Below are 14,355 nucleotides of genomic sequence, written 5' to 3'. Positions count from 1 at the left end.
AGATCGCTCTGACAGCCACCGCTGTCGAACAAAGGTAATAAATTGCTGAGAAAATCGTTTTTGCGATATAAATCATCAATTTTCTGACCATCATATGCGCTCGCGATCAACGGTAACGTTTGATCCCACAACATGACACGAGCGTTTTGGTCGGTTATCTGTAGTTTTACTACTGGATGAATCACTCAATAAGCTGAAATGGTTGGCGACTTGTAGTAAAACTACACGCCGCCGGCACAACCGCCGGCCATCCAAGAATTTATGTCGGCTGCCCACAAGGCCAGTCGCAAACTCAGGCGTCCGATTCTGGAAGCCTTTCCGCTCTGGAGCAAGCCATGCAAGACCTTGATCCCGTCGAAACCCAGGAGTGGCTGGACGCCCTGGAATCGGTTATCGACAAAGAAGGCGAAGACCGTGCCCATTACCTGATGACCCGTATGGGCGAACTGGCCACACGAAGTGGTTCGCAGTTGCCGTACGCCATCACCACGCCGTACCGCAACACCATTCCGGTAACTCACGAAGCCCGCATGCCTGGCGACCTGTTCATGGAACGCCGCATCCGCTCTCTGGTTCGCTGGAACGCGCTGGCGATGGTCGTCAAGACCAACCTGAACGACCCGGATCTGGGCGGCCACATCTCCAGCTTCGCCTCCAGTGCGACGCTGTACGACATCGGCTTCAACTATTTCTTCCAGGCCCCGACCGACGAGCACGGCGGCGACCTGATCTACTTCCAGGGTCACGCATCGCCAGGCGTCTACGCCCGTGCGTTCATGGAAGGCCGGATCACCGAAGAGAACATGAACAACTTCCGTCAGGAAGTCGACGGCAAGGGCCTGTCCTCTTACCCACACCCATGGCTGATGCCTGATTTCTGGCAGTTCCCGACCGTTTCGATGGGTCTGGGTCCGATCCAGGCGATCTACCAGGCCCGCTTCATGAAGTACCTGGAAAGCCGCGGCTTCATTCCGGAAGGCAAGCAGAAAGTCTGGTGCTTCCTGGGCGACGGCGAGACCGACGAGCCGGAATCGCTGGGCGCCATCGCCCTGGCCGGCCGCGAGAAGCTGGACAACCTGATCTTCGTCATCAACTGCAACCTGCAGCGCCTCGACGGCCCGGTTCGCGGCAACGCCAAGATCATCCAGGAACTCGAAGGCGTGTTCCGTGGTGCCCAGTGGAACGTCAACAAGGTCATCTGGGGCCGCTTCTGGGATCCACTGCTGGCCAAGGACACCAACGGTGCCCTGCAGCGCCGCATGGACGAAGTCATCGACGGCGAGTACCAGAACTACAAAGCCAAAGACGGCGCGTTCGTGCGCGAGCACTTCTTCAACACGCCTGAACTCAAGGCCATGGTCGAAGACCTGTCCGACGACGAGATCTGGAAGCTCAACCGTGGCGGCCACGACCCGTACAAGGTCTATGCAGCCTACCATCAGGCGGTCAACCACAAGGACCAGCCGACGGTCATCCTGGCCAAGACCATCAAGGGTTACGGCACCGGTGCTGGCGAAGCCAAGAACACCGCGCACAACACCAAGAAGGTCGACGTCGACAGCCTGCGTCACTTCCGCGACCGTTTCGACGTGCCGATCAAGGACGCCGACCTGGAAAGCCTGCCGTTCTACCGTCCGGAAGAAGGCAGCGCCGAAGCCCGTTACCTGGCTGAGCGCCGCGCTGCACTGGGTGGTTTCGTACCACAACGTCGCGCCAAGAGCTTCAGCATCCCGACCCCGCCACTCGATACCCTCAAGGCTATCCTGGACGGTTCCGGCGACCGCGAAATATCCACCACCATGGCGTTCGTGCGGATTCTCGCGCAACTGGTCAAGGACAAGGAAATCGGCCAGCGCATCGTGCCGATCATCCCGGACGAAGCCCGTACCTTCGGTATGGAAGGCATGTTCCGCCAACTGGGCATCTACTCGTCGGTCGGCCAGCTCTACGAGCCAGTCGATAAAGACCAGGTGATGTTCTACCGCGAGGACAAGAAAGGCCAGATCCTCGAAGAAGGCATCAACGAAGCCGGCGCCATGTCGTCGTTCATCGCTGCCGGTACTGCGTACAGCAACCATAACCAGCCGATGCTGCCGTTCTACATCTTCTACTCGATGTTCGGCTTCCAGCGTATCGGTGACCTGGCATGGGCCGCTGGCGACAGCCGCACCCGTGGCTTCCTGATCGGCGGTACCGCCGGCCGTACCACCCTCAACGGTGAAGGCCTGCAGCACGAAGACGGTCACAGCCACATCCTGGCTGCCACCGTGCCGAACTGCCGCACCTATGATCCGACCTACGGCTATGAGCTGGCGGTGATCATCCAGGACGGCATGAAGAAGATGACCGAAGAACAACAGGACATCTTCTACTACATCACCGTGATGAACGAAGCCTACACCCAGCCAGCCATTCCGGCCGGCGCCGAGGAAGGCATCATCAAGGGCATGTACCTGCTGGAGGAAGACACCAAGGCGGCTGCGCACCACGTCCAGTTGCTGGGCTCGGGCACCATCCTGCGTGAAGTCCGTGAAGCGGCGAAGATCCTGCGCGAAGAGTTCAACGTCGGTGCCGACGTCTGGAGCGTGACCAGCTTCAACGAACTGCGTCGTGACGGCCTGGCGGTCGAGCGTCACAACCGCCTGCACCCTGGCCAGAAGCCTCAGCAGACTTACGTCGAGCAATGCCTGACCGGCCGTAAAGGCCCGGTTGTCGCATCGACCGACTACATGAAGCTGTTCGCCGAACAGATCCGTCAGTGGGTTCCGTCCAAAGAGTTCAAAGTGCTGGGCACCGACGGCTTCGGCCGCAGCGACAGCCGCAAGAAGCTGCGTCACTTCTTCGAAGTGGACCGCAACTTCGTGGTGCTGGCCGCACTGGAAGCCCTGGCAGACCGTGGCGACATCGAGCCTAAAGTGGTGGCAGAAGCCATCGCCAAGTTCGGTATCGACCCAGAGAAACGCAACCCGCTGGACTGCTAAGAGTCTGTCCCGGATTCGTCCATAGCGCAGGCTCAAGCCTGGAAACAGCCGACGATGCGGAATTTGCCCCCGGCAAATGAGCATCCGAGGCTGTTTCGTTGCAAACAGCCGCGCAATATACAGTCTGGAACAGGTTCTCCTGAGGAGAAGCATAGTGAGTGAGCTAATTCGCGTACCCGACATCGGCAACGGTGAAGGTGAAGTCATTGAGTTGTTCGTCAAGGTCGGCGACCGCATCGAAGCGGACCAGAGCGTCCTGACCCTGGAGTCGGACAAGGCGAGCATGGAAATCCCTGCCCCCAAGGGCGGCGTCATCAAAGCCCTGAAGGTCAAGCTGGGCGACCGCCTGAAAGAAGGCGACGAGCTGTTCGAGCTGGAAAGTGAAGGTGGCGAAGCCGCCGCAGCGCCAGCCGCAGAACCTGCTGCCGCGCCAGCCGCTGCGGCCCCTGCTCCGGCTGCTGAAGCGCCGGCGGCTGCACCGGCACCTGCCGCTGCGGCCAGCGTGCAGGACATCCACGTACCGGACATCGGTTCGTCGGGCAAGGCCAAGATCATCGAACTGCTGGTCAAGCCAGGCGACAGCATCGAAGCCGACCAGTCGCTGATCACCCTCGAATCCGACAAGGCGAGCATGGAAATTCCATCGCCTGCCGCTGGCGTGGTCGAGAGTGTTGAAGTCAAGCTGGAACAGGAAGTCGGTACTGGCGATCTGATCCTGCGCCTGAAAATCGCAGGTAGCGCTCCGGCTGCTGCTGCCCCTGCTGCCCCTGCTGCTGCCGCTCCGGCGCCTGCTGCATCGGCTCCGGCCGCCGCACCTGCCGCAGCAAAAGCTGAAGCCGCACCGGCTCCGGCTGCCACTCCGGCCGCTGCCCCAGCCAAAGATGGCGCCAAGGTCCATGCCGGCCCTGCCGTTCGTCAACTGGCCCGTGAGTTCGGCGTCGAGCTGAGCGCAGTGACCGCGACCGGCCCGCACGGTCGTGTACTGAAAGAAGACGTGCAGGTCTACGTCAAGGCCCAGCTGCAAAAGGCCAAGGAAGCACCCGCAGGCGGCGCCACTGGCGGTGCCGGTATCCAGCCGATTCCGGAAGTCGACTTCAGCCGCTTCGGTGAAATCGAAGAAGTGCCGATGACCCGCCTGATGCAACTGGGCGCGTCCGGTCTGCACCGCAGCTGGCTGAACATCCCGCACGTGACTCAGTTCGACCAGGCCGACATCACCGACCTGGAAGCTTTCCGCGTGGCGCAGAAAGCCGTGGCGGAAAAGGCTGGCGTCAAGCTGACTGTGCTGCCACTGCTGCTCAAGTCCATCGCGCACCTGCTCAAGGAACTGCCGGACTTCAACGCATCGCTGGCACCAAGCGGCAAAGCGGTGATCCGCAAGAAGTACGTGCACATCGGCTTTGCCGTGGACACCCCGGATGGCCTGCTGGTCCCGGTGATCCGCGACGTCGACCAGAAGAACCTGCTGCAACTGGCGGCCGAAGCGGCTGCGCTGGCCGAAAAAGCCCGCAACAAGAAGCTGACCGCCAACGACATGCAGGGCGCCTGCTTCACCATCTCCAGCCTCGGTCACATTGGCGGCACCGGCTTCACGCCGATCGTCAATGCACCGGAAGTGGCGATCCTGGGTGTCTCCAAGGCATCCATGCAGCCGGTCTGGGACGGCAAGGCATTCCAGCCGCGCCTGATGCTGCCACTGTCGCTGTCGTATGACCACCGTGTCATCAACGGCGCCGCCGCGGCACGCTTTACCAAGCGTCTGAGCGAACTGCTGGCCGACATCCGCACCATCCTGCTGTAAGGCATCAGCGGCCCCGTTTGCGCGGGGCCGACTGCCGAACATCTGGCTGCCGCACCAAAAGCCCCGCGCAAGCGGGGCTTTTTTGTCCTGTGTCACAACTTCAGACAGCAGTTCTGCGATACATGGCCGATACCCTGTCGTTACATGAAACCCTGTACGCGGCGACCGGTCCGAATGGATTGAACAGTGGACACATTACTCTGATACTTTTATAGCACTAAGCCACCGCGCTCTCTTGTAAGGCAGTGCTGCATCATGCAACCTTGCCGGGCGCGAAAGTTATCAGGGCCAATGCCCGCGCGACCAGAATTCGGAAAGCGAGTTTGTTCATGAAAAGCCAGCCCGATGCTGCCGCCAGAACGGCAGCCGAGGTAGTGACGCAATTGCCGGTGCCTTCGCGCCTGGGCATGCTGCGTTTCGAACGGCTGAATGAAGCCAGTTGGGCGCTGCTATATCTTGATCCGAACTGTGAACAAGCATTCGGCATGCCAGCAGTGGAGCTGTGCTCACTGATCAGTTCTCCTTTCGCCAGCCTGATGGAGCCGGAGGCACGTTATCGGCTGCACGATGATCTGCAGCAGCAACTGACCCGGGCATCGCATTATCTGATCCGCTACACCTTGCACACGGTCAATGGCCCGCTGGGGCTACTGGAGATGGGCGAGGCATTCAAACAGCACAACCGCCAACTGTTGCGCGGCTATTTTGTGGTCATCGACGGGCCTGCATTCAACGCTGATGACAGCGATCCGGCAGGCAGGCATGTCAATCCGCTCAGCCCGTTTGCCCAACTGCAGCGCGCACGCGCCCAGCAGGAACTGATCCTGCGGCTGGCCCGTCATCGTTACTCGGGTAATTCGGTGCAGGAAGCGGCGCAACTGATTACCCAGACGGCCTGCGAGATCTACGATGTCGCCGGTGCCAGTATCTGGAATCTGGAAGGCCAGACGCTGGTGCCCGTCACTGAATACGTGCGCGAGAGCGGCGAGCACCGCCAGCCATCGCCCATCGATATCAGCAACTCACCGGCCTACCACGAGGCGCTGCTCAACAGTCGCGCCATCGATGCCAGCAACACCCGCGAAGACCCGCGCACGCTGGAGCTGGCCAGCAGCCTTGAGCCACGTGATGTGCGCGCCCTGCTCGATGCCAGCATCCGCCTGGACGGGCAACTGGTCGGCGTACTGTGCCTGGAGCAGACCGGTGCAACGCGTCAGTGGCTTACGGATGAGGTGGCCTTTGCCGGCGAACTGGCTGACCAGTTTGCGCTGGTCATCAACAACCACAACCGACGTACCGCCACCAGCGCCCTGCATCTGTTCCAGAGAGCGGTGGAACAGAGCGCCAATGCTTTTCTGCTGGTCAACTGCGACGGCGTAGTGGAATACGTCAACCCCAGCTTTACCGCCATCACTCAATACGCCGCCGAAGAAGTCCATGGTCACAAGCTCGCCGAGCTTCCTGCTCTGGAAAACCTCGGCAGCCTGTTCGATGCCCACTCAAGCCTGGCCAACAACAATAGCTGGCAAGGTGAGTTCAAAAGCCGGCGCAAAAATCTGGAGCCCTACTGGGGGCAGTTGTCAATTTCCAAGGTATACGGCGACAATCGCGAGCTGACCCATTACATCGGCATCTACGAAGACATCACCCAGAGCAAGCTGGCCCAGCAGCGCATCGAGCGCCTGGCCTACACCGACAACCTGACCAGCCTGGGCAATCGCCCGGCGTTCATTCGTCATCTGGACGAGCGCTTCGCCCGTGACAGCGACACGCCGATGAGCCTGCTGCTGGTAGACATCGACAACTTCAAGCGCATCAACGACAGCCTTGGCCACCAGACCGGTGACAAACTGTTGATCAGCCTGGCCCGACGCCTGCGCAATACCCTGAGCCCAGTCGATGTACTGGCCCGCTTTGCCAGTAACGAATTTGCCGTACTGCTCGACCAGACCGGCCCGGAGGCCGGACAAAGCATCGCTCACCAAGTGTTGATGACCCTCGACAAGCCGTTGTTCGTCGACAATCAGTTGATCAGCGTTACCGGCTCTGTGGGCCTGGCCTGTGCGCCGCTCCACGGTCGTGATCCGCAGACCCTGATGCGTAATGCCGGGCTGGCGCTGCACAAAGCCAAGGCCAATGGCAAACATCAGGTCCAGGTGTTTACCGAAGCCCTGAATGCCGAAGCCAGCTACAAGCTGTTCGTCGAGAACAACCTGCGCCGGGCCTTGAGCCAGAGCGAGCTGGAAGTGTTCTACCAGCCCAAATTGTGTCTGCTGACCGGCCGCCTCACCGGCCTGGAGGCCCTGCTGCGCTGGAACCACCCGGAAAAGGGCATGATCCGCCCGGATCAGTTCATCAGTGTCGCCGAAGAGACCGGCCTGATCATTCCGATCGGCAAATGGGTGGTGCGCGAGTCATGCCGGATGAGCAAAGCCCTGACGGCCGCCGGCTTCGGCCCGCTGCAAGTGGCGATCAACGTCTCTCCCAAACAGTTCTCCGATCCCGAGCTGGTGTCCTCGATTGCCAATATCCTCAAGGAAGAGGCACTCGACCCGTCGCTGCTGGAACTTGAACTCACCGAAGGTCTGCTGCTCGAAGCCACCGAAGACACCCGACAGCAACTGGACATGCTCAAGCGCCTGGGCCTGTCACTGGCCATGGACGACTTCGGTACCGGTTATTCGTCGCTGAGCTACCTCAAGAAATTCCCCATTGACGTGCTCAAGATCGACCGCAGCTTCATCCGCGATATTCCGGATGATGAAGGCGACATGGAGATCACTTCAGCGGTAATCGCCATGGCTCACAACCTCAAGCTCAAAGTGGTTGCCGAAGGTATCGAAACCGCAGCCCAACTGGCGTTCCTGCGCCGTCATCGTTGCGACATCGGCCAGGGTTACCTGTTCGACAAGCCGATTTGCGGCGACGATCTGATCGAACGGCTGCACCGTTACCCGCACAAGCCGCTGCTCTGAGGCCCCTTCCCTGTCCCAGACCTCTGGGGCAAACTGTATGTCCGTTTTTTACAGTGTATGGCGCAGCCGCTGTTTACGTGCGCCAGCCTGCCTATTCAGAGGACTTGCTCATGACCCTGCGCTCGGAAATCCTGGTAAACAAGAACGTCTTGCCTACCGCCGAACAAGCCCTGCCGGGCCGCGATAGCCATATCCAGCTCCCCGAGAAGCATTTCGTCCATGATACGCCGCTGCTCGGCCCGTTCTTCGAAGAGGTCGAGTTCGCGATCTTTGGCCTGGGCTGTTTCTGGGGCGCAGAGCGGCGCTTCTGGCAGACCCCGGGAGTGGTCAGCACCGTGGTGGGTTACGCCGGCGGCTTCACCCCCAACCCGACTTACGAAGAAGTCTGCTCAGGCCTGACCGGGCATACCGAAATCGTCCTGGTCGTCTATGAGCCGGCGAAGGTCAGCTATGAGGCCCTGCTGAAGATGTTCTGGGAACTGCATAACCCGACCCAAGGCATGCGTCAGGGCAATGACATTGGCACCCAGTACCGCTCGGTCATCTACTGCACCAAACCCGAACAACTGCAGCAGGCCCTGGACAGCAAAGCGCGTTACCAGACCGAGCTGACCAAGGCTGGCCTGGGTGAAATCACCACCGAAATCGCCGAGGCGCCGACCCTGTACTTCGCCGAAGGCTACCACCAGCAGTACCTGGCGAAGAACCCGCAAGGCTATTGCGGGATTGGCGGCACCGGGGTGTGCCTGCCAGCCTAAGCTTGCAGCAGGAGATCGCCCGTCGCCTTGGCGTCGCCCGGCCGGTCCTACTCCGCGATCAACCAATCCATTTTCCAGCCGCCCTGGGTCTGGCCCAGCTTTTCGGCCAGGTAGGGCAGCAACTCGCGCAGCTCTTCTTCAAGCCCCCACGGCGGGTTGGCGATGGCCAGCCCGGAGCCGTTGAGGCTGGCCTGGGTTTCCAGGGGGTGGACGTAGAGTTCCACGCGCAGCAGCTTGGGCGCGCCGGTTTCAGCCAGGTCCTGATAAAAACGCTTGAGCTGGCGCGGGTCCTTGATCGGGTACCAGATGGTCGCAACGGTCTGGCGCATGCGCCCGATGGCCTCCTTGAGCGCTACGCTGCAGCGTTTGAGTTCATCGAGTTGCTCGAACGGCGGGTCGATCAGCATCACCGCGCGCTTTTCCTGCACCGGCAGCAACGCACGCGGCACGTGCCAGCCTTCGCCCAGATGCACCGCCACGCGGCGGTCGAACTTCATGTTGTCTTTAAGCAGCGCACCGTCATCGGGGTGCTTTTCATTAAGCAATACGCGGTCCTGCTCACGGCTCAGGCGCCGGGCCAGCTCAGGGGAGCCTGGGTAGTAGCGCAGTTCGCCGGTCTTGCGGTTCATGTGCCGCAATACATCCATATAACCGGCCGCGGCCGCAGGCAGGTCAGTGGCCTCCCACAAGCGGCCGATGCCTGCGACCCACTCACCGGTGCGGGTCGCTTCATCGCCCTGCAGGTCATACAGACCGATCCCGGCATGGGTGTCGATGTAGGCGAACGGCTGCTCCTTGCGCGACATCAGCGCAATCAGCCGGGTGAGAACAATGTGTTTCAAGACGTCGGCATGGTTGCCGGCATGGAAGGCGTGACGATAATTCATGGCAGCTCCTGGAAGGCCGCCCAGTTTACACCAGACATGAAAAACCCCGGTAAAGCCGTCACAAAACCGGGGACCGAACGTGACATCGGGTGACCAAGCCCTTGTAGAGTACACGTCGAAGGATTTCAGTCTGCTCTGGCTGCTGAAACAGGAGTTAGCCGAAAACGACCTGTTCTTAGGTAATCCTGCCATCACCTCTACAAGCCCTTGCCCAGGCTGTGAAGGCCTACCAGAATCAGTTACCACCCTGTCGAAGGAACAACGCCATGATGCACGCAGACCTGATTGACCAGGACGACCTGATCGGCAAACTCAGGGCGCTGGGCTTTGAAACGCCCTCAGGTGCGACCCCGGAGCAGGCCTGTGCCCAGGCAGTGCGCGGCCTTACCGATGACCGCGCGATCGCGTTGCGCAAACTGGTTGAAAGCATGCTGGCCGGCAGTGCGACCATCCTGCCGGCGGTGCGCCAGGCCATTGATCAACAGTTGCTGCCGGCGCTGGTGGCCTACAAACAAACCCACGCCTGACTGACCGACATCGCCCCCGGTTGCCTGACACAACCGGGGGCGATTGTCAGATACGCACGCTGGCGAAGGTCGACTCGTTGCGCGCCTGGTTGAGCGCCGACATCGGCCCGGACAGCGGCGCCAGTACCATGGCCTGCGGGATCGGCAGCATGGAAACCTGCTGGGCAGTGTTGGAACCTACCCGCTCATCGCGTGGCGGAATGCCGAAGTACTCGCGATAGCACTTGGAAAAGTGCGGCGTCGAGACAAACCCGCACACCGAAGCCACTTCGATGATCGACATCGGCGTCTGCTTGAGCAGTTGCCGGGCACGGATCAGGCGCAGCTTGAGGTAGTAGCGTGATGGCGAACAGTGCAGGTACTTCTGGAACAGCCGCTCCAGTTGCCGGCGCGACACCGACACGTACACCGCCAGCTCGTCAAGGTCGATAGGCTCTTCGAGGTTGGCCTCCATCAGCGCGACGATTTCCTGCAATTTGGGCTGGTTGGTGCCGAGCATGTGCTTGAGCGGCACGCGTTGGTGGTCCTGCTCGTTACGGATGCGTTCGTAGACGAACATTTCCGAGATCGCCGCCGACAGCTCGCGACCGTGATCACGGCTGATCAGGTGCAGCATCATGTCCAGCGGCGCGGTGCCACCGGAGCTGGTGAAGCGGTTCCGGTCCAGGGTGAACAAGCGGGTGCTCATGGTCACCCGCGGGAAAGCCTCCTGCATCGCGGCCAGACATTCCCAGTGCACGCTGCAATCGAAGCCATCGAGCAGGCCGGCGCAAGCCAGCGCCCAGCTGCCGGTACACACCGCACCCAAACGCCGCGACTGACGGGCCTGGGATTGCAGCCAGCTGACGTGCTCACGGGTTACGGTGCGCTGGATGCCGACACCGCCGCAGACGATCACGGTATCGAGGGCCGGTGCCTTGTGCATCGCCGCATCGGGAGTGATCTGCAAACCGTCGCTGGCCCAGACCTGGCTGCCATCAAGGCTCAGGGTGGTCCAGCGATACAGCTCGCGACCCGACAGCTGGTTGGCCATGCGCAGCGGCTCGACCGCCGACGCGAGGGAAATAAGCGTGAAATTATCGAGCAACAAAAAGCCGATGGACTGTGGAGCGCGGTTCTGGGGGGCTGCCCCGGCATTGAACGAAGTCATCACGGAATCTCCTCGCACTTGAGCGGTAGGTGGCCTCACTGGAGGCTCTCATTCTTATTGCCCTACGCATTGCAGGGCTGTACCAAATGCATCGCAATTCCCATGCCTGAATTTGTCTGTGAACGACAAAAAACCCAAAAGCGACGTCGCTAAGCGTAACCACGACAGCGACCTGCATATTCAAATGCGACAGGCTCGCAAATCACTTGGAACCACTGAGCAATTCGGTAGCACTCGGACAAGGCAAGAAACAGTGGGGCTTTGACAAGTGTCACTACCCGCACACTCTGGAAGGTCTTTTTGCGCTGAAACAAGGCGTCATTGCGCCGCCCTGAGCCAAAAGTGAGCAGAGCCGGCGCGCCGCTTATGCGTCGGGGCTCAAGCCCCTCCTGCGGCCCTGCGCAGGAGCGGACTCATCCGTGAAACAGGCCCCGATCGATCGAAGCTGCGGTTAACACTCGACGGCACTGACCGCCAGGCCGCCGCGCGAGGTCTCTTTGTATTTGTCGTGCATGTCCGCGCCGGTGTCACGCATGGTGCGGATCACCCGATCCAGAGAGATAAAGTGCTCGCCGTCACCGCGCAGCGCCATCTGTGCGGCATTGATGGCCTTTACCGCAGCGATGGCATTGCGCTCGATGCACGGCACCTGCACCAGACCGCCGACCGGATCACAGGTCAGGCCCAGGTTGTGCTCCAGGCCGATTTCTGCGGCGTTGCACAGTTGCTCAGGTGTGGCGCCCAACACATCGGCAAGCCCCGCCGCCGCCATGGCACAGGCCGAACCGACCTCGCCCTGGCAGCCGACTTCGGCACCGGAGATCGAGGCGTTCTTTTTACACAAGATGCCTACGGCCGCCGCACCGAGGAAGTAATCCACCACATTGCTCTGATTGACGTCCGGGCTGAACTTGACGAAGTAATGCAGCACCGCCGGGATAATCCCGGCCGCGCCGTTGGTCGGTGCGGTGACCATCCGCCCACCGGCGGCGTTCTCCTCGTTGACCGCCAGGGCGAACAGATTGACCCACTCCATGGCGTTGAGGGTCGAGCCGATCACATTGGGCTTGCCCAGCTCCTGCAGACTCTTGTGCAGCTTTGCCGCCCGGCGGCGCACATTGAGCCCGCCGGGCAGAATGCCGTCGTGCTTGAGGCCGTTATCCACGCACTCTTGCATGGCGGCCCACAGCTTCATGATCCCGGCGCGAATTTCAGCCTCACTGCGCCAGACTTTTTCATTGGCCATCATCAGCTCGGACACCCGCAGACCGTGCTGGCGGCACAACTGCAGCAGTTCCCGGGCACTGGAAAATTCGTAGGGCTGCTCGGTGCGATCACCGTCCATCTCGCCGCTGTCGGCCTGAACCTGGTCGACCACGAAACCGCCACCGATGGAGTAGTAGGTGTCCTGATAGATCTCGCCGCCCCGGCCTTCGGCAATCAGGGTCATGGCGTTGGGGTGAAACGGCAGGTTCTCGTCGAGCAGCAGCATGTCCCGCGACCACACGAACGAGATCGGCAGGCGGCTATCGAGCATCAGCGTATCGGTGCTTTTCAGGGTGTCGATGGCCGGGCCGATCATTGCCGGATCGATAGCATCCGGCCACTGGCCCATCAGGCCGAGAATCACCGCATTATCACTGCCGTGGCCGACGCCGGTGGCTGACAACGAACCGTACAGGCGCACTTCGATGCGTTCGATGCTCTCCAGCTTGCCGCTGTCACGCAAACCCTGGACGAACAGCGCGGCGGCGCGCATCGGCCCTACTGTATGTGAACTGGAAGGTCCCACGCCGATCTTGAACAGGTCAAACACGCTGATTGCCATTGTCGCCAAGCTCCATCATCAGGTCTTTATTAGCGCCGGGGCGCTTTTATGGGCGTAGCTGCTACGCTGGATCTGTTGCCGATTTGGCGTACACCAGCCACTGCAGTTCGCTGTTATGGCCAAATCATCAGCCTTTTCAGCCATTGCACGCCGTCCCACACCGACGCACTCATGCTCAGCAACGCCGCCACCTGAAAGCCCCGCAATAGAGCTTAAAAACCGAGGCTGTCAGGCGCTTTCAGGTATCCGCAAGAGGCCCGGACAACGCCAAAGAAACTGGAAACGACGTCGCACACACTGGATGCGACCCCTCCCGCACTGGTTACGACGCCCCCTGTAGGCGTTTGTTTTTTGCTGGTAGATGATCGACCCGACTCGATCGCAAGGCACCGTGATGGGCTTTCTCAAGAAGCCTGCGCCCAAAGAAGCCACGTCATCCCCGCAGACGGGACGACGATGAGAAAAAGATCACAGGAGCTCCCCCATGAAAGGTTCAACGTCGTTGCTGTTGGTCGCCACCCTCGGTTTGCCGATGCTGGCCCACGCTGCAGAACCCCAGGCATGTCATACCGTCAACTTCTCCGACGTCGGCTGGACCGACATCACGGTGACCACCGCCGTCACCAGTGAGGTGCTTGAAGCACTCGGCTACAAGACCAAGACCACCATGATCTCGGTGCCGGTGACCTACAAGTCGCTGGCCGAAGGCAAGAACATGGACGTGTTCCTCGGCAACTGGATGCCGACCATGGAAAACGACATCAAGGCCTACCGCGAAGCCGGCACAGTCGAAACCGTCCGGGCCAACCTGGAAAACGCCAAATACACCCTCGCGGTGCCGCAATCGCTGTATGACAAGGGCCTCAAAGACTTCTCCGACATCGTCAAATTCAAAGACGAACTGGGCGGCAAGATCTATGGCATCGAACCGGGCAACGATGGCAACCGCCTGATCCAGAGCATGATCGACAAGAATGCCTTCGGCCTGAAAGACGCCGGTTTCAAGGTGGTCGAGTCAAGCGAGGCCGGCATGCTGTCGCAGGTCGACCGCTCCAACCGCAGAGGCGGCGACGTGGTGTTTCTCGGCTGGGAACCACACCCGATGAACACCCGCTTCAAGATTCAGTACCTGACCGGCGGCGACGACTTCTTCGGCCCCAACTTTGGCCAGGCAACCATCTATACCAACACGCGCAAGGGCTACACGGAGCAATGCAGCAACGTGGGCCAATTGCTCAAGAATCTATCGTTCACGCTGGACATGGAGAGCACCCTGATGGGTAAGGTGCTGGACGAGAAGATAAAACCTGACGCGGCCGCCAGGCAGTGGCTGAAAGCCAACCCGCAGGTGCTCGACACCTGGCTGTCCGGCGTTACCACCGTCGACGGCAAACCGGGTCTGGAAGCCGCCAGGGCCAAGCTGACCCAGTAGTACCCAGAGCACAGGC

Annotated in this window: 8 protein-coding genes and 2 pseudogenes; 7 read left to right on the top strand and 3 right to left on the bottom strand. The window is 60.7% G+C overall.

The genetic code is table 11. The annotated features are described in order from the left end of the window. Window positions 1–335 precede the first annotated feature (335 nt). The 5 genes and pseudogenes from aceE (at window position 336) to msrA (ending at window position 8,515) form a co-directional block, all read left to right on the top strand. Entirely contained in the window at window positions 336–2,981 is a 2,646-nt protein-coding gene (gene aceE, locus PSCI_RS11645; protein ID WP_045486701.1) for a pyruvate dehydrogenase (acetyl-transferring), homodimeric type, read from the top strand. A gap of 154 nt (window positions 2,982–3,135) precedes the next feature. Beyond that, entirely contained in the window at window positions 3,136–4,782 is a 1,647-nt protein-coding gene (gene aceF, locus PSCI_RS11640; protein ID WP_045486699.1) for a dihydrolipoyllysine-residue acetyltransferase, read from the top strand. A 329-nt stretch (window positions 4,783–5,111) separates the two neighbouring features. Beyond that, window positions 5,112–5,504, top strand: a pseudogene (locus tag PSCI_RS30145) (diguanylate cyclase); the annotation flags it as partial. A gap of 63 nt (window positions 5,505–5,567) precedes the next feature. Next, window positions 5,568–7,757: pseudogene (locus PSCI_RS11635) on the top strand (putative bifunctional diguanylate cyclase/phosphodiesterase); the annotation flags it as partial. 110 nt (window positions 7,758–7,867) lie between these two features. Next, complete coding sequence (gene msrA / locus PSCI_RS11630) at window positions 7,868–8,515, top strand: peptide-methionine (S)-S-oxide reductase MsrA (protein WP_045486695.1); 648 nt, start codon at window positions 7,868–7,870, stop codon at window positions 8,513–8,515. Window positions 8,516–8,562: 47 nt separating this feature from the next. Here the strand turns inward: msrA and PSCI_RS11625 are convergent, their stop codons facing one another. After that, complete coding sequence (locus PSCI_RS11625) at window positions 8,563–9,402, bottom strand: 23S rRNA (adenine(2030)-N(6))-methyltransferase RlmJ (protein WP_045486693.1); 840 nt, start codon at window positions 9,400–9,402, stop codon at window positions 8,563–8,565. A 266-nt stretch (window positions 9,403–9,668) separates the two neighbouring features. Here PSCI_RS11625 and PSCI_RS11620 point away from each other — a divergent pair, with 266 nt between their 5' ends. Continuing rightward, entirely contained in the window at window positions 9,669–9,929 is a 261-nt protein-coding gene (locus tag PSCI_RS11620) for a hypothetical protein (RefSeq protein ID WP_045486692.1), read from the top strand. A gap of 46 nt (window positions 9,930–9,975) precedes the next feature. On the opposite strand, the gene PSCI_RS11615 is transcribed toward PSCI_RS11620, so the two are convergent. After that, the gene (locus PSCI_RS11615; RefSeq protein WP_045486690.1) at window positions 9,976–11,079 is read right to left on the bottom strand and encodes a GlxA family transcriptional regulator; all 1,104 of its coding nucleotides are present in this window, start codon (window positions 11,077–11,079) and stop codon (window positions 9,976–9,978) included. Between the two features lie 451 nt (window positions 11,080–11,530). After that, complete coding sequence (locus PSCI_RS11610) at window positions 11,531–12,907, bottom strand: L-serine ammonia-lyase (RefSeq protein WP_045486687.1); 1,377 nt, start codon at window positions 12,905–12,907, stop codon at window positions 11,531–11,533. Window positions 12,908–13,391: 484 nt separating this feature from the next. Between PSCI_RS11610 and PSCI_RS11605 the strand changes: the two genes are divergently transcribed. Next, complete coding sequence (locus tag PSCI_RS11605; RefSeq protein WP_045486684.1) at window positions 13,392–14,339, top strand: choline ABC transporter substrate-binding protein; 948 nt, start codon at window positions 13,392–13,394, stop codon at window positions 14,337–14,339. Window positions 14,340–14,355: the final 16 nt, after the last annotated feature.

The sequence above is a fragment of the Pseudomonas sp. StFLB209 genome, from assembly GCF_000829415.1.
GTDB lineage: Bacteria > Pseudomonadota > Gammaproteobacteria > Pseudomonadales > Pseudomonadaceae > Aquipseudomonas.
The sequence above is the reverse complement of the archived record's forward strand: the minus strand, read 5'-3'. Positions and strand labels throughout refer to the sequence as shown.